Genomic DNA, 23,715 nt, shown 5'->3' with positions numbered 1-23,715 from the left:
TGACCTGATCAATATTATGATCCGGTCAGTACGAGATTGGGGAGAAATCCACTTACCTTGCTCAAGGTTAAAAATCAAACTAGCCAGTTCTCTTGGGCTAGTGGTGTTTGTTCCTGGCAAATCTGGTAGGGGGTTGCGAAGTACAGTTTTTTTCAACCCCCAAGAGCGGAATCGTTGATTGAGAACTTCGATGCCACCAAGACGTTCAATCAGCATATTCGTAGCCGTGTTATCACTAATGGTTATCATTTTGTTGGCTACTTCCAGAGCTTTGTACTGTTTGCCTGGTTTTTGATATTGCATGTTTCCAGAACCACCAGCAATCATCTCTGGTTTCATGGTTATATATTCATCTAAGAAAACTTTGCCTGCATCTACATCCTGAAAGAAAGCAATTAGAATTGGTAACTTAATGGTGCTAGCAGCAGGAAAAATCAGACGGCTATTTGATTCTAGGAAAGCACCGGTATCGAGATCATGGATGAAGATTCCGGGTTGCAATTGGGGGTGTTGCTTTACTAGAGTTTGAATTTGTTTTTGTAAGGGAGATTTGTTGAGCAGCAGGGGTGTCAATTGAGAACTAATTGTCTGACTCAAAGTCTGCTGGACTTCAATGGGAGCATTGTCTGTGGTTTTGGTAGATGGTTGGCTAGCAGTACCCAAGCTCGATAATACGGTACCTGCGATCGCTCCGAGACCAATTCCCACAATCAGCAAACGGATAATCAAAATCCATAGCCTGGTAGAGGAGTTTTCGGAACGGCGCTCTCGGCGAGTTCTCCGAATTTGTACAGATTGGTGATTGGGGGTTGGGAGGGGTAGTCTAGCTTTTAGTTGGCTTGTTTTGGAGGATTTAGGGGAGAAATCAGCAACTAATTGTGGCTGAGGACGTTGCCGAATTGGATTACGAGAATTGGTTATGGTGGGCAAGGATGAGGATGCTGATGTAGCAAAGGGATTGAGTCTTCTACGAAGGTTTGGTAACTGGGGTGTTCGGTATGCTACCCTCAGCTGGGATTGACTGGAGCGAATTGCAGAAGGGTTTGGTGAACGGGATAGACGAGCACGGGTACGGGGGGTAGGTGGCGAGGTTGACCGAGATTTATGTGATTTTGCGGATGAGCTTTGGCGGCGCGCTTTCTGTTTTGGTTGGGATTTGGAGGGTTTAATCTCCTTAGTTTGTGGCTGTTTAGTAAGGTGGCGACGCGGGCGGCGGCGGGAGGAGGTTGGTTTCTTTTGTTTTTCCACTGCTGAATCTTAGGCTGAGGTTTACCAGATACATAAAACCGGAAACAATCTGCTAGTTCTCGGAATTTTCTGAGTATGGTCTAATGATAAGGGAGAGAACTTTAATGGATGTAGCGCTATCAAGCTTCCCTTTCAGTTTTTCTTGAGTGTTCCGATTACAGAGTTTTGATCTAGTACCAACCGTTGAAGCGGGCATCTATCACACCTCCAATACAACCTATGCAAGCCTATTTTAGGACTGCTTTGGTTTTGACGCATCATCTACCCCAGACTTTGGCAAAAATTGTAGGGCCCATTCTACCTGGCGGAGCATTCCTCTGAGCATGTTGATCTCTTCTGTGGTGGGGGTTGCTCGGTTTAATAGACGTCGCAGCTTTTCCATCCGTGCTGCTTTGGTATGGGGATAAAGATAACCAATTTTCAATAATAGGGCTTCTAGATGGTTAGAGTAGCGTTCTATCTGGTCTAAAGGAGCAGAATCTTGGTAGGGGGGAGCGGGGGATAAGGGTTGACTTGGGACCGGTGATGGCTGGTGTGTACTTTGATAAAGTTGATATTGATAAAGTTCATAACAGCAAACTGTTACGGCTTGGGCTAGGTTTAAGACTGGATAGGTCGAACTAGTGGGAATCCGGACAAACCGCTGAGCATGATTGAGTTCATCATTGCTCAATCCCCTAGATTCAGGGCCAAAAATCAGGGCAGAGGTTACGCCAGCTGACAATAACCAGGGTAAGGCGGTTCTGGGATGTTCGAGAGTAGTGGGGATGGCGCGGCTACGAGCAGTGGTTGCGATCGCTCTTTGACACCCGACTAAGGCATCTGGTATGGTTGCTACGACTTGGGCTTTTTCTAAGATATCCACCCCGTGCACTGCCATCTGCTGTGCTTCTTGGCTGAGATGGTCACACTGAGGATTCACTAGCACCAGCTGGGATAACCCCATATTTTTCATCACTCGCGCTACAGAACCCACATTCAATGGACCAGCGGGTTCTACTAAAACAATCCTGACTCCCATATACATTTTCAAGGTTGAAGGTTGTTCTTGCCCAGGCGTGCCTTGTCGGGTAGCTTGAAGGTCACCCTTCCAGCACAAAACAGTTGCACCATTTCTGCAAGTTCAGGACTTAGGCAAAACTGGACCACAAAGGCGCTGATCGTTTAGGATGCGTTATTAAGGCACCCTACAGCTAGAGTCGCTGCTTAAGTCCTGCTTCCTCTTTTCCCTGCTCATAGGGAAGCGATGCAGCGCCGACCTGCGGGGGTTTCCCCCACTCGCGCTTTGGATCAAGACATGGTGCTATCTTTGAAGGCAACTTTGGTATTAACCACTTGATATTAACCTGAATTGGACTCAAGTCTGGACTAAAAATTCCTCTGGATCAGTATTCCAATTTACCCAGCGAATTGCCTCACGGGCTGATTCTACATGAGGCGGCACTCGCATAATGTGAACAAAGTTGGTGCTAGGACAAGTCATCTTGAGTAGAAAAATTGGCTCGATATCGATATCGTTATTAATTTTTAATAGGGTGTATTCTTGCCAGGAATCCAATCGCTGTGCTTCTAGCTCTTGGCAAATTCGGGCGTAACCAATTCCTTCAATGAGGACTCGCCTAAGTTCAGCGTTGGGTTCTTCTAAAAGCCACCCAGCTTGCCACTGCTTCGGGTTGAGTGTCCCGTATTTTTCTGGTAGTGTCACGCCGTGATAGGAGTATAAGCTGAAACCATCAGCAAATTCCATGGCTGGCTGTCCTTCTCTATGAAGGCGGTGTTGAGTGTCAAATGAGAGCTTGGTTGGGCGATCGCAAACGAAGCAGATGTTTTCAAATGGGAACATCCAACTGCAGTGTTTGACTAGGGATTGGAATATTTCCCATGTGGTTTGATGGTGAGGGCAATTTAAGACGGAAATATAAAAGTCAAAGCGACTACTGTAAATACTCCAGTATAAGGGTGACATGAATAGTCTCAATTCAGTCCCCAGTTGTTCAAGTACTTGCAAGCCAATTCGAATTCGCTGTTGGCTAACTGTTGAGGTATCTAGTTCATATAACAATTGGTTTTGCAATTGCCTGTGTAGTTGGGTTCCCATGGAAGTGTCCAAGGGTTGCCACAGTTTCTCTTCAAGTTGACGGCTAATCCGTTTAATGTTCAGCTTCCGCCCGAGTTGGTAGAGTAGCTCTTGTTGGAGTTCTTTGCCGAGTTGGGTGTTGAGATGTTGCCGTAGTTGACTGATTAATTGACTTTCTAGTCGTGGCTGGAGTTGACTCTTTAATTGGCTGTCAATGTGTTGCTGGAGTTGGTTCAGGATAATTTTAAAAAAACCGTAAGGGCTATCACAAAAAACAGTATCTGGTACTGGTTTGCCAATGGCTGTATAGGCAGCGTTTACGGCTACTGTTGCTTCGTGACGATCAATAGCTCCAGTCAATAAAGATAAGTTGTGCCATTTTTCTTTATAAAATGAAATTAAAGTCTCTTGCTCTGGGGTAAGATTTTTTATGTTGGGTTGCCACATATCGCCATACCTGTGTTTGATATTCCCAGTGAACTACCCCAACCTACTTGGCCTATGGCCACGCTACGCGAACGTGGAGGTTGGGGCTTCCAGCTTCACTGAAGAATGCCTCAACTTGGACGGACGTCCACGTCTTGGTCTTACTTCTTCTCCACTGGCGTTGACCTCCCCCGTCCCAGAGGAGGATAGCACTCTGATCCCTTCTGCCCTAATGTTCTTAGCCGCATTACCATCTCTATCGTGGTGGGTTCCACAGCTTGGACAAGTCCAAGCTCTTACATCAAGCGGTAACTCTTTGATTTGGTAATGACAATTAGAGCAGGTCTTAGAACTGGGGAACCATCGGTTTATTTCTACTAAAACCTTTCCTTCTTTTTCACATTTATAATCAAGGAAGTTTACAAAAGTTCCCCAGCCTAAATCAGATATTGCTTTAGCTAATTTGTGGTTACGAACCATGCCCTTGACATTTAGGTTTTCAACTACCACTACTTGGTTCTGATCCACTATCTTTCTAGATAGCTTGTGTAGGTAGTCTTGGCGGACATTTCCAATCCTTTCGTATACCTTAGCTACAATTTTTATGGCTTTTATGCGTCCATTACTCCCCTTTTTCTTCCGGGCAACAATGCGTTGTTTGTTGGCTAATTTTTGTTCGTATTTAGCTAGGTGCTTGGGATTACTAAACTTAGAAGTCTTTTCGCCATCGTAGGTGATCGCAAAATCTTTGATACCCAAATCAATCCCGATGATATTTCCATCTTTAGAAGGTTGTACATCATCTGAATCATACTCCATCAGCACAGAAGCGTAATATTTACCAGACGGAGTTTTGCTAACTGTAACAGTCTTGATTTCTCCGTCTAGTTCTCTGTGAATCTTAGCCTTGACAATTCCTAGTTTTCCTGGAAACTTCAGGCAGTCACCTACTTGCTTGACGCGCTGTGGATATTGAATTGATTGACGATGATGATATGACTTGAATCTAGGATAATTAGCTCTTCCATCAAAAAAGTTTTGATAAGCACGACTAAGGTTCAAACTCACAGATTGCAACACCTGAGAGTAACAATCTTTTAGCCATTCAGTCTCTTTATCTTTTTTGAGTTTTGGCAGCATAGAATTAAGGGCAGCGCGAGACAATCCAAAGCCTGTTTCTTTGTAGGTTTCTATACACTGGTTCAGTGCGTAGTTCCACCACCAGCGAGCGCAGCCAAAGTGCTGAGCAAGTATATGAACTTGTTCTTTTGTTGGATATATTCTGACTTTGACGGCTTGGTGTCTCAATGCCTTTACCTCATCTATCGACCTTATGTACCATTATATATATTTTGTGGTACATAGTAAACCTATCGCTAAATACTCTTGTTCGCGTAGCGTGGCCATAGGCCAGGGGTCTATCCATCCCCACCCGTGCATAGGGATGGGGAATTTCGACCCCTCTTGCCTCCCCGATTTGTTAAATCCCGATTTGAGAATAGTGCTGAGTGCTGAGTGCTAAGTTTAGTAAGTGGGGAAGTGTTTTCATCCAACGCTAGTTAGCTACGAGTTATGGGATCTAATTAGTTATTCAAGTTAAGCTGGCTGTTTTTATACTAAAGTAGGTTTTTTTGTAACAATTCTTCACAAATTAGGTCAGCTGTCAGGTATCAGCTATCAGCTATCAGCTTGTGTTTGACTGCTTAGGATTGAGGATTAAATAATGTGGCTATTCGGTACCTTTTATGCTAAAATAATGGGTTACATTAAATCAACCTACTACGTCATATAGCTTTGATATTTTGATAGTTTATTTTTTAGGCTAAATTAGCATACTAATTACGGAAGAACCCCCCTCTAGATCAATCATCGCTGTATTCTAAAACGCTATATTTTTTGCAAGGAGTTATAAGATAGCTACGATAAGAAATTACTCGTCGCTAATCACAATTACCAAAGCATGAACTGGTTTCCCCTATCCCGCAAACACTGTTCAACTACCAAATTCCTAGCTTTATTCCTCTGTAGCTGCTTCCTAATTATTAGTTGTGGTGGTTCTCCTACCAATCAACAGACAGGTTCCTCCAGCACCAGTAACAGTAATAGACTCACCATCGGTACTACCCTAAAACCGAGAACCCTCGATCCAGCCGATGCCTATGAACTAGCAGCTAGTAACATCCATTACAGCTTAGGCGATCGCCTTTATACCTACAAGCTGGGTACCTCAGAATTAGTGCCACAACTGGCAACTGCTATGCCTACCATCAGCAAGGATGGCTTAACTTACACCATTCCCCTACGCCAAGGTGTAGTGTTCCATGATAACACCCCATTTAACGCTGAAGCCATGGCATTTTCCTTGCGTCGGTTTATCGAAAATGGTGGCAAGCCCTCTTCTCTACTCGAAGGTTTGGTCGATTCGATTGAACCCTCTGGAGAGTACGAACTCACGATTAAACTCAAAAATCCCTTCGCTGCCTTTCCAGCACTGTTAGCTTTCTCTGGAACCTGTGCTGTTTCCCCCAATGCCTATGAAATTGGTAGTGGTAAATTTGAACCGACCAAATTTGTAGGCACTGGTCCGTATAAACTAGTCAAGTTTAGTCCTAATGGGATTCGCCTAGATGTGTTTGAAGACTATTGGGGTAAAAAACCCCCCAATCAGGGATTAAACGTTCAAATCCTCACCAATTCCGCTAATTTATTCAATTCCATCAAAACTGGTGCTGTAGACATTGGTTATCAAAGTTTAGATCCCGATCAAATCCTCAGTTTGCAAAAAGGAGCAGCGTCTGGCGGTTGGCAAGTCATAGAATCTCCCAGCAATAATATTAACTACATGGTGCTCAATACCCAGATGGCACCGTTGAATAAGCCAGAAGTCAGACAAGCGATCGCTGCGATTGTTAATCGTACACTGATCAACGAACGGGTGCTAAGAAACCAAGCTGCACCAGCCTTTAGTATCATTCCCACTAGCTTTGATGTCTCCAAGCCAACCTTTAAAGACGCCTACGGTGACGGTAATATTGCCAAAGCCAAAGAACTGCTAGCCAAAGCGGGATTTACTAAAGACAATCCGTTGACTTTAGAAATTTGGTATTCCTCAGGTTCAGCAACCCGACAACAACTTGCGAGTCTTCTCAAAGAATATGCTGCCCAGGAACTTGGGGGGATTGTGGAAATCCAGCCCCAAACTGTGGAGTCAGCGAATTTCTTTGGCAATCTAGGTAAGGGAGTTTATCAGAGTGCCTTAGTCGATTGGTATCCTGACTTTTCTGACCCCGATAACTTTATTCAGCCTTTAGTTAGTTGTACTAAAGGTTCCCTTGGGAAAGGGTGTGAAGCTGGAGCCAGTCGCTCTCAGGGGTCATTTTATTATAGCGATCGCATGAATCAACTGATTCAGCAACAGCGTCGGGAATCAGATCCAGCCGCTCGAAAGCAGATTTTTGCGGAGATTCAACAACTGCTGGCAAAGGATGTACCCTTAATACCCTTATGGCAACCAAAGGAATATGCTTTTGCCCAGTCAGGGTTAAAGAATGTCCAGTTAGACCCAATTCAACAATTGCCACTGTGGGAGATTGATAAGGGAAATTAGGTTAACGGGCTGCCCCCGTGCTTTAAGCCGGGGGAAAGTTCACCCCCCCAAAGTTCTACTTCTGTTGGATTGACAAAATCTTCATTAACTGGTAGGTTTTGGTTAAAAGCAATATTAATAGGAATAAAGCCAAGTACAAAAGAACTGAAAAACATCACAGCAACCACATCAAGCTGACTGAAAGAATTTTGGTTTGACCCTTGAGAACCACTCATATTGACCTACCTCGTTTTTTTAGCCTTTATTCTCAGTTTCAACGGGTAATGTAGGCGATCAGGTGTGTTTTAGAGTAAATTTTTATGTATAATTTTATGTATAGTTTGATAGTTAAAGTTTTTTTTAATAGTTCAAGTTTATAGTTAAAGCTTGAGCACTATTTTGTGGTCTTAATTTTTAAGCAACAAATAGTACAACTCTCCTGTATCATTAATCAGCCCTGCCCGATTACCTGCCAATTTACCAGTACCCATAAATATATCCACTCGACCCGGCCCTTTAATCGCACTGCCCGTATCCTGATCCAACACATAGCGACTGACCAGCCTAGATTCCAACTGACCCACAGCATTGGGATAAGGAATACTAGTCTGGATAAGAGCCAAGGCTCCTGGAGGCATGATAGATTTATCCGTAGCAATCGAGCGCTCAGCCATTACTGGCAAACCAAGACTACCGGTAGCAGGTGCTCCCCTGGTTTCCCGAAAGAACACAAAACTTTTATTGCGGGGTAAATATTGACTCAGTTCCGTCGGTGAAGTGCGGAAATAATCGATCACCGCAGGCAGGGTCAGTCCTTCTAGCTCCATCTTGCCATCGTTAACCAGTTGTCCCCCGATACTAGTGTAGGGATGACTCGTCTTACCGGCATAGCCCACGCTCATCAAGGTGCCATCCGGCATTCTAACTCGCGCTGAACCCTGAACGTGAACCAAAAACGCCTCTAAGCGATCGCGTAACCAAACTAGTTCTTTCCCTCGTAGTGGGCTATTTTTCCCTAAACCATCCCATCCTTCCAATGCGGCACGGGTTGGGTGAGGTTTTTGCCAACGTTGGAAATCAGAAGGTAGTCGGTAAAGGGGATAGCGATACTCAGCACTAGGTGTACGACTCCCAGCATACACTGGCTCAAAATAACCCGTGAACCCAACAGTTCCCTGATTGTCCTTCCCCACACTCTTGTAAAAGACAAACTCTTGTTGGATAGCAGCTTGCAGCGCTTGAGGAGTAGGGGACTTGATCAGCAGTTGGCGGAAACGGACTAGAGAACGGCGGACGCGATCGCGAGTTACTCCTGGTACGGAATAGTTTTGGTAAGCCTTAGCCGCACTAGGGGTTTTCAGATAACGCAAGCTATTGTCTATCGCCCTCAACATCACTCGCCAGTCCCCTGAGTTAGCACCAGGACGCTTCCACAGCTGTTCATCTAAACCCAATGGATCCTGATTGAACTGAACAGTCTCTAGTTGAACCGCTTGCAGCGGAACACTAGCAACTGCAGCACCACTAATCGCTAGGAGGGCTATTCCTATAGTCAGGGAAATCCGAGTTAGAGTTTTTCTCATACTTGCCAAGAATTTAATCACCAGCTATTGCCCAGTCAAAGCAGTCAAGCTGTATTAAAAACGTTCGACGCTACCAGAGAAAATAGGTTCCACCCGCATAGCAGTGATACGAGCAGGACGTACAACCATGTACTCCCCTTGAACATTTTTAATGGGTACGCTAATGAAGTCTTCAGAGTTAGATTTTGGGATAAGTTCGCCACTATACCACTTTTGAAACTCTTTAATTGTGGCAAACCGTACTTCTTCCCGGTGACCACTTGACAAAAGAATGTGAACAGCGTACTCGTCTGGGGTTCTTGGCATCGAAAATTCTCCTTAATCCATCCCAACTATTATCAGCGACCTTGAAGGGGAAGGCAAAAAGTCAAAGGACAAAGGTCAAAGAGATTCCCAATACACCAAATCCCCTTACACGTCCTTTGTCCTTTATCCACCAGTCTTGCTTGACATTCACAGACTACTTAGGTTGATAAATTAAACCGTTTCAACAAATTTTCCATCACCGTTGGCAACATTTGGCGCAGTTCCTGTGGATTTTGCCAGATCAGCTGCTGGTAGCTAGGCAGATCAAAAGGGAACTGTCCTGGTAAATCTGGTCGTTCCATCTTCACCAGCAAAATCTGTTCCGTCGGCTTAGCCGTTAAAGCATAGCCGATTTCGACACAAACATAGGGACTAGGGATCAGTAACGGTTTGTTTTCCGTTGCTAGACCAGCCACCGGGGTGCCATCAGCAATGAACACTAGACTTTTGCGGATTTTGCGCATCTGGGTACTCCCCAGGCGCATTGGTTCACCAATTGGGCGTCGGGATTCTTCTAGGGTTAAGGGTAAACGCGATCGCTGATTAAAGGTGTCTAGGGTATCTGACAGGGTGCTACGCAAAGCCTCACTAGAGGCACTGTATTCGTTCTGGTAACTCACAAAGATTATTGGCGACAGTTGCGCCATTACCTCTCGCTTCGTGAAGTAAATCTCGTGAGAAATCAAGTCAATATTGGAAATAGCATAGCCCCCACTACCTTCTATGTAGAACTCGACTGTTTCCCCTGCTAGGTAACGCTTAAACCATTCAGAGTTTTTCACATCCTGGCTATCATCCAAAAAATCTGCTCTTAAGCCTGACTTAAGCAAACTATTTTTGCTCAAACGCAGGTCATGGTGGCGTTTCTCCAATTCTTTGATGGGTTCGTACTTTTGGAGATACCAGGCTTTTAGGGCAATAATGGCCATGATGTTTTCTAATAGGCACGGTTTCCCGACGCCTGCAGCTAAAATTCTCGTTTCGGAATTTTAGCAGTAACAGGTGATATCTTCACCACATTCATCGGCCAGATAAGACAGTGCTCGGAAGCGCAGGGCTACCACTTCATCATAGACAGGATTGAGTTTACACAATGGTGGAATCCGAAGTAGAGTGCGATTGAACAGTTTAATCTGCCGTTCAAAAGGACACTGGGCTGGAATTAGTCGGCAGAGACGGTGGGCTAATTTGGGGTTATCAACCTCAATTTGGTTCAGCCACTGCCGTAATGACTCCAGCAGATCAAAAGTCTTCCTGGTCTTGCCGAGTAAAGCAGGAATTGTAATCTTGGAGGAATCTGTTCCTGGGTTAATCCAAACCCGACTTGTAATGATTAGCTTACTTATTGTATAATCAGATACACTCATGTCTTTTACCTGTGATACTACTAGTAGGCGGTAATCCAGTCGCCTGTAATATAACTACACAAGATATCTTTCTCATACCGGATTGACAGAGGATCATTTTTATGTATATCTTGCCAGAGCAAGATAACACCCCCCCTCTGTCTGAGGAGAGCCGATCTTGATGGTTATTACAGGCATACCGCCTTTTTTTTGTCCTTACCCTATCACTATTGGAATAGGGTCTTTTCGCCGCTGGATATCAGCAGCTGATCTTAAAATCGAATTAAATATATATAGTCAATCGACACAAACATGACTAGGTTAGGAAAAATCCTATAGATAGCAGTTAGTGTAAACCAGGTAAGCTAATACCCATTTACGCTACTCAATTGGAGCCATTGGTGCGCGATAGTTCCGAGGGACATAAACTGAGCTTTTGGTTTAGTACTCCAGCGTCAGCTCCTTCGCTACAGGGGCATCAGAGCTGATAGCTGGCAAGGGCAGCTTTTCAAGTAGCGCGCTTAAAACATAGTTGACTGTTAAGGGTTAAGCATCAACTGCCAAAAAGCTGTGACCAATTCGAATAGATCAGTTTAGTGTGTACTAGCTTATCTGTGAAACTAGCTTATCTGTGTAATTAACTGCATCTACTGATATGCTGCCAAGATCCGTAAGGACCAAGCTTGGTCAGTCTTACGGAACTTTGGCAATTTGGCAATAGGGATTGAGTAATCACACTGATTAGAATAACTCATCATTGCTATTAGAATAACTCATCAGTGGCTCTAATGTCATAAAAAAAAAGACTGACTTCAACATTTAGTTGTTTCTGAGTGTTGAAGTCAGTCTTTTTGGGAATTAAGGACGAAAATAAGGGAAAAAGGACGCCAACGGCGAACCTTTACCCTTCTGCTTATGATGCCACCTTGGCAGTAGAGCGCCGACGTCGTGTACCTGTGACCTTAACTGGTGGTTCCTCTGGGGTTTGCAGCAAGAACACCACCAACGGACGACTCCTGAGTTCCCGGCGAGCTAAACGCTGGAGGTCAGCTTGAATTTGCTTTTGCAAGCCTTCCCAATCAATTTCCGTCGGTTTGCCTGTCAAGGATTTATCAAAATCTGACCAGCGATCGCTTAATGTCCGTTCAATTCTTTTGATCACCAACTGTTGCAGGAGGGATGTTTCTAACGGTGAGACCACACCCCGCAGATGAATTTCTGGCTTGGCAAGGAGTTTGCCATCCCAACTGATTGCTGCAGCTACAGTCACTACTCCATCTCCCGCCAACTGCTGACGTTCTTTCAAAACATTGTCATGAACAATACCAGTGCGGTCTACCAGTTCAATACCTGAGGGGACGTTACCTGTAATACTAATGCTGTCCTCAGATAACTCCACCACATCCCCATTGTCGGTAATCACAGTATTTTCCACAGGGATACCCATACTATGAGCCATCTTGGCATGTTGAACTAGCATTCGATGTTCACCATGCACCGGCATAAAGAATTTTGGTCGTGTTAGAGCCAACATCAGTTTATGGTCTTCCTGAGCGCCGTGACCAGAAACATGAATGCCATGCTTACGACCATATACAACATTGGCTCCCAGCTTCATTAACCGATCAATGGTATTCACCACCGCAATGGTATTACCAGGAATGGGGTTGGCAGAGAAGACCACTGTGTCCCCTGCTTGGATTTGAATTTCCCGGTGTTCCCCTTTAGAAATGCGAGTCATTGCGGCTAGCGGTTCACCTTGAGAACCCGTTGTCAGAATCAGAATTTTTTCTGGTGCTATATTTTTAACGGCTTTTAACGGCTCAAACAAGTTATCTGGGCATTTAATGTAACCCAGGCTACGAGCGTGGGCAATCACATTCAGCATGGAACGACCCACAATTGCCACCTTCCGGTTTTGTTTTTGGGCGATATCCAGGACTATACTTATCCGGTGAACTGAGGAGGCAAAGGTAGTCACTAGGACTCTTCCTGGTGCTTGGGCAATGGCTCGTTCTAGATTCGGATAAACCGAACGTTCAGATGGAGTATGTCCAGGAACTTCGGCGTTAGTCGAGTCACTCATCAAGCACAAGACCCCTTTTTCCCCATGTTCCGCTAGTCTTTGGAAATCGAAGAATTCTCCATCGACAGGGGTATGGTCAACTTTGAAATCACCTGTATGGATAATCACACCCACTGGCGTATGAATGGCAATGGTAAAGCTATCAGCAATCGAGTGAGTGTTGCGCATAAATTCTACAAGGAATGAAGAACCGATACGTACCGTTTCACGGGGCATTACACGTTTCAATTCCGTGTGGTCAGCTACACCAGCTTCTTCTAGCTTGCCTTGAAGTAATGCCATGGCTAAGCGAGGTCCATAAATCACGGGAATATCAAACTGCTTTAAATGATAGGGAATGCCACCAATATGGTCTTCATGACCGTGAGTGACAATCATGCCCTTGATTTTGTGATGATTTTCCCGTAGATAGGTCATATCGGGGAGGACGATATTAATTCCATGCATCTCATCATTAGGGAAGCCAATCCCAGCATCTAAGAGCAGGATTTCGTCATTGAATTCAAAAACACAAGTGTTCTTGCCAATTTCATGGAGTCCGCCTAGGGGAATAATTTTTAAAGCTGGTTTAGATGTTTGCTTAGTCATTTTAATCCTCGGTTTTTTCAGGCTAGTAAAAATTTAAACAAATGATACCAATTACCTTTTTAATATAGATATCAATCACACATATAAAGCCATCAATGATGGTGAGCTTTTTATGATAAAATCATTAGTAGCAAATAAACGTGAAAATAATAGGAAATAAAATAATAGAAATTAAAATAATAGAAAAAGATTAGGGATAAAGGAAGCCCAACTTAAATCAACTATTAATAGCTCGCTAATCTACCTCAAAATCCCTAATATAGTCTTCCCTAAGCAGTCATTCATTTTTTCTACCTTACAAAGCGAAGATAGATCTGATGAAATAGATCTGATGAAAGGTAATTGGTACAAAAAAATGAGTACTGATTTAAATTAAATCCAGCTCAATTAGAACCTCCTTTAAACGGGATTTTAATTCAGAGGGTAGCTCGCAAAGCGGTGAGCGAAAACTACCCACCTGCCAACCTTGAAGTTCTAGTGCTGTTTTGATCGGGATAGGATTGGTAGTACAAAAGAGTACTTTAAATAAGGGAAAAAGCTTGAGGTGAATAAGAGTCGCCTCGGTAGTTTTCCCATCCTCAAAAGCTTGAATCATCTGTTGGATTTGGGAACCAACCAGATGACTGGCTACGCTAACTACACCTGATCCTCCTAGTGCCAGGGTGGCTAGGGTAAAGGAGTCATCGCCAGAATAGATGGCAAAATCCGGTGGGGTTAAACGCCTAATTTGACTAGTCTGTTCGAAGTCGCTACTAGCCTCTTTGACAGCTACGATATTAGGAATTTGGGCTAAACGAGCAATCGTCTCCGGTTGGAGATTTTGTCCTGTGCGACCCGGTACATTGTAGAGCATCAGGGGAAAGTCAGGACTCGATTTTGCGATCGCTTGGAAATGTTGGTATAGTCCTGACTGTGGCGGCTTATTGTAATACGGTACAACTTGTAATGATCCATCTAACCCTAGTTTAGCAGCTTTTTCAGTAGCAGCGATCGCTTCTTCTGTAGAATTTGAACCCGTTCCAGCAATTACCTTGGCTTTACCTGCAACTGCTTTTTGGACTACTTGAAATAGCTGGTACTCTTCATCCCAGGTAAGGGTAGGAGACTCTCCAGTGGTGCCGCATACCACCAAAGTATCTGTCCCATTCTCAACCAAATGAGCTGCTAAGTGCTCTGCCACAGCATAATTGACGCTGCTATCTTCCCTTAACGGCGTAATCATCGCCGTTAGCACACGTCCAAAATTGACCACCCTTTTCTAACTCCTCATTAATTATTGGTCATTGCTCATTAGCCATTATTCATTAGTCATTGCTCTTTGGTAAAGCTTGCTGTTCCAGAATACTTTTTGCGCTTCTAAAAAGGACTAAGGACTTGGGACTAAGGTCTTTAGCCAATTTTTGGCTACCAATAACTCAGCAATTTGCACTGCATTCAAGGCAGCACCCTTACGAATCTGGTCTCCACTCAACCAAATTTCTAGACCACAAGGGTGAGAAAGGTCTTGTCTAATCCTACCCACTAGTACTTCGTCATTACCGGACGCATCAATAGGCATAGGGAAGTAGTTCGCCTGCCAATCTTCCACTAGTTTTACTCCAGGGGCAGTGGCTAATACTTCTCTTGCCTGAGCTACTGGCATAGGTTGGTCGAATTCTAGGTTAACTGCTTCTGAGTGAGCACGCAGTACGGGAACCCGTACACAGGTAGCACTAATTTTTAACTGTGGAGCATTAAATATTTTGCGGGTTTCATGGACCATCTTCATTTCTTCCTGGCAGTACCCCTGCTCATTTAAGGGGGAGTTGTGGGGGAACAAGTTAAATGCCAGAGGATAAGGAAAGCTTTCTGTTGGTGGCGTTTCTCCTTTCAAAATTGCCTGAGTCTGTAATTTTAATTCTTCCATTGCTTTCATTCCAGCACCACTAGCGGATTGATAAGTAGCTACCACTATGCGTTTTACTGGCTGTACCTGATGTAATGGCCATACTGCCATACCCATTAAAATCGTAGTGCAATTGGGATTGGCAATAATTCCTTGATGATTTGCCGCTGCCTCTGGATTGATTTCCGGAATCACTAGAGGTACTTGTGGATCCATCCGAAAGGCACTGGAGTTATCAATGACCACTGCACCACTTTCTACAGCAATAGCTGCCCAAGCTTTCGACGTTGCCCCCCCAGCTGATGCTAAGACCAAATCTACCTGATCAAAAGAGTGCTCTCCCACCGCTTCGACTCGTAACTTTTCTCCCTCAAAGGGGATGACACGACCAGCAGAGCGGGGTGAGGCTAACAGCTTAAGGTCAGCCAGTGGGAAGTTTCGGCTTTGCAAGAGTAACCGTAGTTCTTCACCTACAGCACCAGTTGCGCCTAAGATGGCAACGCGAACTTGACTAGACAAATGACTTTCCTCCACTCATTCAATTCAACATACTTAATGTTTTAATAATTTAATCAGTGCATTCTTTAAGAGTATCTAAATTTTTTTTCCCTTACTAGGTATTTAACCTCTGATAACGCTTCGGTCTAGCAGGGTAAGCGCCATCACAATTGAGCCAAAATGTGATATATGGCAAGGATTATGACCAGAATAAGCCTTGATTATCATTACTATTGCACTTTTTTATCAATATTGTTGATAATAATGCCTCCTTATTGATTCTTGCCCTCACCCTGTTCGCTATAGCCCCTTGGCGTCTTAATAAAATGCCTGGAATGCCCACATATTAATAAACTTATCAATTAGATCGAGTGTAATCACTTACACTGCCCTATTAAGCCCAGGCCAGAGTCATCGACTGGCGTGTTAGGTAGACTTGAAAAGCTCTGATCGACTAAGAGCTTGCTTAAAGGCTGCAGTAACTACCTATATATAGTTGTCTCTACTGCCAGAAAGGAACTGGTAGATGTGCTTAACGCTTAACTGGTTGTTAGGATCAGCATACCATAATTGCTTAATTGCTTTCGATGCTCCTGTCTAGTTCCATCGGAGGTAGAGGTTGTCCATGTGTATCGATACTTGATAACGGTTAGTTTTACCCTCTACTCCTTTGGATATCGGGGTTTTGACTCAAACCCCTTGAGAAATTAGTCAAAGGGACTTTGTTGCCAAACCCCTTGATGGCAAAGCGTCGGCTAGGGCAACTAGTGCATGTGGATAAATACCTTGGCTGAAACAATGTAAATCTTTTTGGTGAATTTTGTTGGTCCAAGCAGGCAACACCTAAAGTAATATAGGAGTCCCCAGGTGGAATCTTTGATTAAGCCAGGTTGACTATCCATTGTCCCAACTAATTAAACAATTAACTCTTCACACCCAAGCGTCAATGAAAGTAACTCAGGAAAAACTTCCCGCTAGCCAGGTTGCTCTGGAAATTGAAATTCCGGCTGAAACGACCAAACAAGCCTATGAAAAGGTTTTACAGAACCTTTCCCGCACAGCCAGAATTCCTGGGTTTCGGCCAGGGAAGGTACCCCGTCAGGTTTTGCTACAACGTCTTGGTTCCCAACAGGTAAAAGCTGCTGCCATCGAAGAGTTGCTCGACAGTAGTCTAAAGCAGGCGATTGAGCAAGCCCAAATTGAGGCACTAGGAAACTATAATTTAACCTCTACCTTAGAAGATTTGCTCAGCCAGTTCAAACCAGGAGAACCCCTAACCTTCACCGCATCGGTGGATGTGCCACCAGTGGTCAATTTAGGGGAATACAATGGCTTAAGTGTGAAAGCTGAGGAAACTAAGGTTGAACCGGATGCCGTCGATAATTTTCTCGAACAACGGCGTGTTGATCAGGCTACCCTAGTACCAGTGGAATCACGCCCAGCCCAGATGGGAGATGTGGTCGTTGTGGATTATGTCGGTCGATTTACTAGTGATAGCGAAGAGGATGAAGGCTCAGTAATACCTAACGGTGAAGCTAAGGATTTTGAAATTGAACTTGGGGAAGGCAAGTTCCTAGAGGACATTCTTCAAGGGATTGTTGGTATGAATCCTGATCAGAATAAAGAAGTAGCAGTGACGTTTCCTGAAGATTACCCCCTAGAAGATTTAGCTGGCAAGTCGTCGGTCTTTAGCATCACCCTAAAAGAAATCAAGGAAAAAGAGCTGCCAGAGTTAGATGACGACTTCGCTCAAGAAGTTAGTGATAAGGAAACCTTGGCAGAGTTACGGGAATATTTACAGCAGGAGTTTCAGGAAAAAGCTGATCAAGAAACGCAAGCCAGCAAGGAGGAGGCTTTAATCAACGCGCTCCTGGAAAAGGTTGAAGTTGACTTGCCTGAAACGCTAATTGACCAGGAACTCCAAACAATTTTGACCCAAACAGCAATCCAGATGCAACAGTTGGGCATGGATGTTAAAAGGCTGTTTACTGAAGAGAATCTACCACAGCTGCGAGAGCGATCACGTCCTGATGCTATCCAAAGCCTCCGACAATCCCTAGCTCTTAAGGAAGTAGCTAAACGTGAATCCCTAACCCTTGAAGATTCGGAAATAGAAGCGAAAAGTCAAGAATTGATGAAGCAGTTGGCTGGTCAAGAGGTAGATCCGGATCGCCTGCGGGAATTTGTCGAGTCGGATTTGCTCAAACTCAAAGCCATTAAATGCTTAGAAGATCACGGTACTATAGAGCTGGTTCCCAAAGGAACCATCACCGAAGAAGAAACTGAAGCAGAAGACACGGCTGTTACAGTAACTGAACTAGAAACAACCGATGCGGCTTCCCAGACTATTGAAGTACCAGCTGAACCAGTTTCTGAGTAAATCCTAGGGTTGGTCTTGTTGGTGATCTTCCCAGGGGACTTGGTAGCGAGTGGCTAAGGTGTTACGGATTTAACTTTTAGAATTATGAGGCTGAAACCCAAGGCTCAGCTTAGATCGCTTTTCAACACTAGATCCTCAACAGCTTAGGCTTATAGATAAGCCTCAACTCTCTAACCGTCAACTCTTGCACCAACAAGCAAACAGTTAAGGCATAATAGTTTCTATAGAGACTTTGACTTTATGCCTATTCGTGCCCTTGTTAGATAGCACCTTTATTAATAAATCGAGAGGTCTTGGCAAATTGTATCCTATGCTGCAATCTATGCTGCAATCTGTGTCCCCTCATTGCTCAATCACCAGCTTAAGTTCTATAGATAAATACCAAATCACCTCCAGTAGTGTTGTACCAATGGTGGTAGAGCAGTCTGGAATGGGAGAACGGGCATTTGACATTTATTCGCGGCTGCTGCGAGAACGCATTGTGTTTTTGGGCACCCAGGTCGATGATGTGGTAGCTGACTCAATTGTTGCCCAGCTGTTATACCTAGAAGCTGAAGACGAGGAAAAGGATATCCAATTGTATATCAACTCCCCAGGTGGCTCGGTAACTGCAGGGATGGCAATATATGATACTATGCAGCAAGTGCGCCCAGATGTGGTTACCATATGCTATGGCTTAGCTGCTAGTATGGGCGCATTTCTCCTAGCAGGGGGAGCTGCTGGTAAGCGGATGGCATTGCCCAATTCTCGGATTATGATTCACCAGCCCCTTGGCGGTGCTCAGGGACAAGCGGTGGATATAGAAATTCAAGCTAAGGAAATTCTATACCACAAGCAAACCCTTAACGAATTACTGGCTAATCACACCGGTAAACCGGTGGCTCAAATTGCCGAAGATACCGAACGCGACTTTTTCATGTCAGCGGCGGAAGCTAAAGACTATGGTTTAATTGACCAGGTGATCTCCCGGCAGAATCTTCCTAACCAGGAAGCAGCTGTCGCTTCTATTTAGAAAGAGGCTTCTTATGTCTAAATACGACTCCCATCTAAAATGTTCCTTCTGCGGTAAGTCTCAAGAGCAAGTACGCAAATTAATTGCTGGCCCCGGAGTCTATATTTGTGATGAGTGTGTTGATTTATGTAATGAAATTTTAGATGAGGAGTTACTCGATTCCGGTGCGCCTGCTCCCCAGCCTGCTCCTCGACCAGAACCTGCCAAGAAACGTCGTCCCCGTGCTAACCGCATTTCTATGAATCAGATTCCCAAACCCAGGGAAATTAAACGGTATCTAGATGACCATGTGATTGGTCAGGAGGAAGCCAAAAAAGTTCTGTCAGTTGCTGTGTACAACCACTACAAGCGCCTAAGCTTGCTCCAATCTAAAGCTCAGGGTCAGGGTCAGGGAATAATGGATGATGGCATAGAGCTACAAAAGTCCAACATTCTTCTAATTGGTCCTACTGGTTGTGGTAAAACATTACTCGCCCAAACCTTAGCCAAAATATTAGATGTGCCTTTTGCTGTGGCAGATGCCACAACCCTGACAGAAGCTGGTTATGTTGGCGAAGATGTAGAAAACATCTTACTGCGACTATTGCAAGTGGCAGATCTGGATGTAGAGGAAGCCCAGCGAGGGATTATCTATATCGATGAAATCGATAAGGTAGCCCGCAAGAGTGAAAATCCCTCCATAACCAGGGATGTTTCTGGGGAAGGAGTCCAGCAAGCATTACTGAAAATGCTAGAAGGCACCATTGCTAATGTGCCCCCTCAAGGTGGACGCAAACATCCTTATCAAGACTGCATTCAAATTGACACCAGCAATATTCTGTTTATTTGCGGTGGTGCGTTTGTTGGTTTGGATAAGGTGGTTGAGCAACGCCTAGGCAAGCGTTCCATGGGATTTATTCAGCCTGGAGAGAATCAGTCGAAGGAAAAGCGCACAGCGGATATTCTGCGACACTTGCAGCCAGATGACTTGGTGAAATTCGGCATGATTCCTGAGTTCATTGGTCGGATACCAATGGTAGCGGTCATTGAACCCCTGGATGAAGAAGCCCTGATGGCAATTTTGACAGAACCCAAGAATGCACTGGTCAAACAGTATATGAAGCTGCTGAAGATGGACAATGTTAACTTGGAGTTTATGCCAGATGCAATTCGAGCGTTGGCCCAGGAAGCTTACCGTCGTAAAACTGGTGCTAGGGCGTTAAGGGGCATTGTGGAAGAATTGATGCTGGAAGTGATGTACGAGTTGCCTTCTCGTAAGGATGTCACTCGCTGTACAATCACTAGGGAAATGGTAGAGAAGCGTTCAACTGCTGAACTATTGGTTCATCCTTCTTCATTGCCAAAGCCGGAATCAGCATAGTAGTAATTTGTCATTGCTCAAAATCAAATTTATTGGTTGTTGATTGTTAATTGTTAATTGTTAATTGTTGATTGTTGATTGTTGATTGTTGATTTTCAATTAACAAAGGACAAAGGTCGAAAAATGCCTTACATTCAAATTCGGGGTGTAGAACACTACTATGAATGGGTAAAGAAGTCAACAGCTTCTGGAAATAAACCTGTGATGGTCTTTATCCATGGCTGGTGTGGCTCGTCTCGCTACTGGGAAAGTACCGCTAAAGCTCTATCCAATACCTTTGACTGCCTCCTATATGACCTAAGGGGGTTTGGTAGGTCAAAATTACCCCAACAGGGGACAAACTTGACCTATGAGATGGAGGACTATGCTGAAGATTTAGTGGTGTTGTTAGATACCCTGGGACTTGGTCGTATCTATATCAATGCCCACTCCCTAGGGGCATCTGCTGCTACGATGTTTCTCAATCGTTATCCTGGGCGGGTTGAGCAGGCAATTTTGAATAATAGCGGTATTTTTGATTATGACGAGAAATCCTTCACCGCTTTTCACAAAGTTGGTGAGTTAGTAGTTAGGTTCCGCCCCGGTTGGTTGTTAAATATTCCCTTGGCCGGTACCGTGTTCATGATGCGATTTTTGCACCATCCCCTACCTAGGGCAGTGAGCCGGGTTTTTTTGGCAGATTACCTCATGGCAGATTATGAGGCAGCTTTGGGAACAATGCTGACTGCGGTTAGTAAGTATGCGGCTGAGGTAATGCCTAATAAGTTCGCTCAGTTAAAGGTGCCAACCCTGCTAGTTTCTGGTGAATACGACAAAATTATTCCTTCAGCACTAGGGCGTAGAGCTTCACAATTAAGTGAAAACGTGAAGTATGTTGAAATTCCTGATACAGCTCACTTTCCGATGTTGGAGGCTCCAGGGGTTTATCTAGAGCAGCTGCGGGAGTTTATTTGTCTTAGCTGAGGCTTAAAGAAATTACTACTCTTCGAGGAAAATAAGTGGTTAGTGCTCAGAAGACTGAACCACAGAGGAATAGGTAAAAAAATCAGGAAACCCCCAACCTGTAAAAGCTGGGGGCGGTGATCAGGGTGCATCTACTACTTCCTTATTCGAGTAGGTGTGACCCTTCTCCGGACAGATTTTGAGAGTGAGTTTGCTTCAAGAAGCGCATCCTCCGCAACCGGCTAACGGGGAGATCGGGAAAGAAGGTAGTATGTATGACGGCAACTAGGTCTTTCCAGATTAGTGTGCATAGGCTACTGATGTTAATTTTTATAAATAGCTCAATAATTTCCTTAACTTACTGAAAAATATATTTAGGAATATACAGCAAGTTGTGAGGAATCTTATCTCTGGAAACCGAGGTAAAACAGAGACATAACTGCTGAAAATGAGCAAGGGAGATGGGCTACTCAAGTTTCTTGGGCTCCATCATCCCCCCCATCTACATCAGGGAGCAATATTACTATGGCACATCTGGTTCAGAATCTAGTTGAAACCGAAGTCGAGCAACACCAAAACAAGACTGCAGGAGATAACCCTGTCCAGCCTCAATCTCGTAAGTATCGCAAAAATCAGTTACAAAATATACTAAAAACACTGCAAAACACCTTAGCAATTTGTCAAACTAACGAAGATTTGGCTGCTCAAGTTGATACTCTCAAACGCATTGGGTTAGTTCATTGCCGTTTGGGAGAGTATGCCTGGGGAATCAAGTGTCTCGAGCAAAGTTTACAAATGGCCAATGATGTTGGTTCACCCAAGAGTTTAGGGGTCATTCTTCATCATCTCGGCATGGCTTATTCCCAGACTAACCAGGATGATAAGGCATTTAAGGTTTATCTAAAAGCATTGAGGATTTTCCAAAAAACTCAAGCTCACTCAGAGATTGCTAAAATCCTTAATCACCTAGGGGAAATTCACAATAGCTGGCATCAACCAGTACTGGCTCTGAGATGCTTTCGCCAAGCGATGAAGATTTTTCAAAACTCAGGCAATTCAATTGAGGGCGAAGGCAGAGCACTGGCAAATATAGGGGAAGCTTATACCCAGCTTGGAAGATACCGTCAAGCTCTTGCTGTCTTGGAGCAAGCCCTAACCATTCACGAAAAAAAAACATCCTCTCGTTACTCTAGTCGCAAGTTAACTACTCTTGAGAGGATTGGCACAGTTTACTTCCGACTAGGTGAGGAACTACGGGCATTGGATTTCTATCATCAAGCTTTGGAGATTGGTCAGGAACTGAGTAAATCACTTCATGGTAACACCAGAAGCTTAGATTATATCGGAGCGGTTCACTACCACTTGGGAAATTACCCCCATGCCTTAGCGTATCACTTACAAGCCTTAAGACTTTGGCAAGAAATCTCCCATCCTCGGGAGGGGGAGAGCTTGTTCCATGAAAAGCTTGAATTCTCTCAACTGAAAAAAGTTTATAACTGTCTGGGTATATCTGAGCAAGGGGTGCAGTGCAGCAAACAAGTACAGAAGATGATCATTAACTGTGGTTACCGAGTTAGTGAAGAAGAGATTAGCCAGTATCTGAGTCACGGTGGAAGGTTAAACCATAACTTAGATTGATAATGCAACGTAGAATGATTAATGCCTGGTAGCCTAAAGACTCGTTACAATAAAGATTCAAACCCCCAATAATTTCCATTTAACGACAATTAGATAATTATCGATAAACAGCAAAACTGTGAACTGGCAGAGCCGATTTAGGTATAAGCTGTGAAGCATCTAGTTTGATGAGAGCGTATAAGCGTGCATCTAAGATTAGAGGCTGATAATTATCTTTCTTGACGATGCACAATAACTTAACACCAAGGAAAATTAGGAGTCAAAAGTAAGCAATGGCACAAGCAACTGAGTCACAGCAAAAAGGTATTCAACTGACAGACAAAGCCCTAAAGCATGTTTTAGCCCTGCAACAAAGCCAAGGAAAAGACCTTTACCTGCGAGTTGGTGTTCGCCAGGGAGGCTGTTCAGGACTGTCTTACATGATGGATTTTGAAGAACCTAGTAACATTCGGGAGAATGATGAAATCTTTGACTACGATGGTTTCAAAATAATCTGTGATCCAAAAAGTCTGCTTTATCTCTACGGTCTGGTACTGGATTATAGCGATGCTATGATTGGTGGTGGATTCCAATTCACCAACCCCAATGCCAATCAAAGCTGTGGCTGTGGTAAGTCGTTTAGCGTTTAGGGGATTGTTAGTTGAAAGTCTGTCAGTTCAAGACCACCACCAAGGACTAGAGGAATTAGGCAGTGGCGCTATAGCTATATAGGTTCGCGCTTATAGGTAGTGCTATATCTAGTTAGGGCGCAAGA

General features: G+C 44.2%; 19 protein-coding genes. 7 read left to right on the top strand and 12 right to left on the bottom strand.

Annotated features, from left to right (window positions below; all coding sequences use genetic code 11):
* The 4 genes from F6J99_RS20280 to F6J99_RS20265 form a co-directional block, all read right to left on the bottom strand.
* Window positions 1-1,248, bottom strand: a 1,248-nt coding sequence (locus F6J99_RS20280; RefSeq protein WP_293114717.1) for a serine hydrolase, incomplete at its 3' end; no start/stop codon positions are given.
* 232 nt (window positions 1,249-1,480) lie between these two features.
* Complete coding sequence (locus F6J99_RS20275; RefSeq protein ID WP_293114719.1) at window positions 1,481-2,275, bottom strand: RNA methyltransferase; 795 nt, start codon at window positions 2,273-2,275, stop codon at window positions 1,481-1,483.
* A 330-nt stretch (window positions 2,276-2,605) separates the two neighbouring features.
* A complete protein-coding gene (locus F6J99_RS20270; RefSeq protein WP_293114715.1) occupies window positions 2,606-3,772 on the bottom strand; it encodes a DUF6745 domain-containing protein in 1,167 nt (388 codons plus the stop codon).
* A gap of 63 nt (window positions 3,773-3,835) precedes the next feature.
* Entirely contained in the window at window positions 3,836-5,059 is a 1,224-nt protein-coding gene (locus F6J99_RS20265) for an RNA-guided endonuclease TnpB family protein (protein ID WP_293114713.1), read from the bottom strand.
* A gap of 652 nt (window positions 5,060-5,711) precedes the next feature.
* Between F6J99_RS20265 and F6J99_RS20260 the strand changes: the two genes are divergently transcribed.
* Window positions 5,712-7,358, top strand: coding sequence for an ABC transporter substrate-binding protein (locus F6J99_RS20260; protein WP_293114711.1), 1,647 nt, complete (start codon window positions 5,712-5,714; stop codon window positions 7,356-7,358).
* Here the strand turns inward: F6J99_RS20260 and F6J99_RS20255 are convergent.
* The 8 genes from F6J99_RS20255 to F6J99_RS20220 all read right to left on the bottom strand — a co-directional run bounded on the left by F6J99_RS20255 (window position 7,355) and on the right by F6J99_RS20220 (window position 15,650).
* On the bottom strand, window positions 7,355-7,573 hold the full coding sequence (locus F6J99_RS20255) for a hypothetical protein (protein ID WP_293114709.1): 219 nt from the start codon (window positions 7,571-7,573) through the stop codon (window positions 7,355-7,357). The two genes, F6J99_RS20260 and F6J99_RS20255, sit on opposite strands and share 4 nt — an antisense overlap.
* Window positions 7,574-7,744: 171 nt before the next feature.
* Window positions 7,745-8,920, bottom strand: coding sequence for a murein transglycosylase A (locus F6J99_RS20250; RefSeq protein ID WP_293114707.1), 1,176 nt, complete (start codon window positions 8,918-8,920; stop codon window positions 7,745-7,747).
* A 54-nt stretch (window positions 8,921-8,974) separates the two neighbouring features.
* A complete protein-coding gene (locus tag F6J99_RS20245) occupies window positions 8,975-9,226 on the bottom strand; it encodes a hypothetical protein (RefSeq protein WP_075902058.1) in 252 nt (83 codons plus the stop codon).
* Window positions 9,227-9,384: 158 nt separating this feature from the next.
* Window positions 9,385-10,155: a hypothetical protein gene (locus tag F6J99_RS20240; RefSeq protein ID WP_293114705.1), complete on the bottom strand. Its 771-nt coding sequence runs from the start codon at window positions 10,153-10,155 to the stop codon at window positions 9,385-9,387.
* 60 nt (window positions 10,156-10,215) lie between these two features.
* Window positions 10,216-10,593: a Mo-dependent nitrogenase C-terminal domain-containing protein gene (locus tag F6J99_RS20235; protein ID WP_070394323.1), complete on the bottom strand. Its 378-nt coding sequence runs from the start codon at window positions 10,591-10,593 to the stop codon at window positions 10,216-10,218.
* A gap of 892 nt (window positions 10,594-11,485) precedes the next feature.
* Complete coding sequence (locus F6J99_RS20230) at window positions 11,486-13,246, bottom strand: ribonuclease J (protein WP_293114703.1); 1,761 nt, start codon at window positions 13,244-13,246, stop codon at window positions 11,486-11,488.
* Window positions 13,247-13,613: 367 nt separating this feature from the next.
* On the bottom strand, window positions 13,614-14,498 hold the full coding sequence (dapA, locus tag F6J99_RS20225) for a 4-hydroxy-tetrahydrodipicolinate synthase (RefSeq protein WP_293062397.1): 885 nt from the start codon (window positions 14,496-14,498) through the stop codon (window positions 13,614-13,616).
* Between the two features lie 114 nt (window positions 14,499-14,612).
* Window positions 14,613-15,650, bottom strand: coding sequence for an aspartate-semialdehyde dehydrogenase (locus F6J99_RS20220; RefSeq protein ID WP_075902068.1), 1,038 nt, complete (start codon window positions 15,648-15,650; stop codon window positions 14,613-14,615).
* Window positions 15,651-16,575: 925 nt separating this feature from the next.
* On the opposite strand from F6J99_RS20220, the gene tig reads away from it, so the two are divergent.
* The 6 genes from tig to F6J99_RS20190 all read left to right on the top strand — a co-directional run bounded on the left by tig (window position 16,576) and on the right by F6J99_RS20190 (window position 23,590).
* On the top strand, window positions 16,576-18,009 hold the full coding sequence (gene tig / locus F6J99_RS20215; protein WP_293114699.1) for a trigger factor: 1,434 nt from the start codon (window positions 16,576-16,578) through the stop codon (window positions 18,007-18,009).
* 322 nt (window positions 18,010-18,331) lie between these two features.
* Window positions 18,332-19,021, top strand: a complete 690-nt coding sequence (clpP, locus tag F6J99_RS20210; protein ID WP_070396835.1) for an ATP-dependent Clp endopeptidase proteolytic subunit ClpP — start codon at window positions 18,332-18,334, stop codon at window positions 19,019-19,021.
* A gap of 13 nt (window positions 19,022-19,034) precedes the next feature.
* Window positions 19,035-20,381: an ATP-dependent protease ATP-binding subunit ClpX gene (clpX, locus tag F6J99_RS20205; protein WP_070394328.1), complete on the top strand. Its 1,347-nt coding sequence runs from the start codon at window positions 19,035-19,037 to the stop codon at window positions 20,379-20,381.
* A 123-nt stretch (window positions 20,382-20,504) separates the two neighbouring features.
* On the top strand, window positions 20,505-21,344 hold the full coding sequence (locus F6J99_RS20200; protein ID WP_293114697.1) for an alpha/beta hydrolase: 840 nt from the start codon (window positions 20,505-20,507) through the stop codon (window positions 21,342-21,344).
* Between the two features lie 504 nt (window positions 21,345-21,848).
* Window positions 21,849-22,961 (top strand): tetratricopeptide repeat protein, encoded by a 1,113-nt coding sequence (locus tag F6J99_RS20195; RefSeq protein WP_293114695.1) that lies wholly within the window; start codon window positions 21,849-21,851, stop codon window positions 22,959-22,961.
* A 272-nt stretch (window positions 22,962-23,233) separates the two neighbouring features.
* Window positions 23,234-23,590 carry an iron-sulfur cluster assembly accessory protein gene (locus F6J99_RS20190; RefSeq protein ID WP_070394331.1) on the top strand — a complete coding sequence of 119 codons (357 nt, stop codon included), beginning with the start codon at window positions 23,234-23,236 and terminating at the stop codon, window positions 23,588-23,590.
* Window positions 23,591-23,715: the final 125 nt, after the last annotated feature.

Source organism: Moorena sp. SIO4G3, from assembly GCF_010692305.1.
In the GTDB taxonomy this organism is placed as follows: Bacteria; Cyanobacteriota; Cyanobacteriia; order Cyanobacteriales; family Coleofasciculaceae; genus Moorena; species Moorena producens_A.
This window is presented reverse-complemented; position numbering and strand designations above follow the sequence as displayed.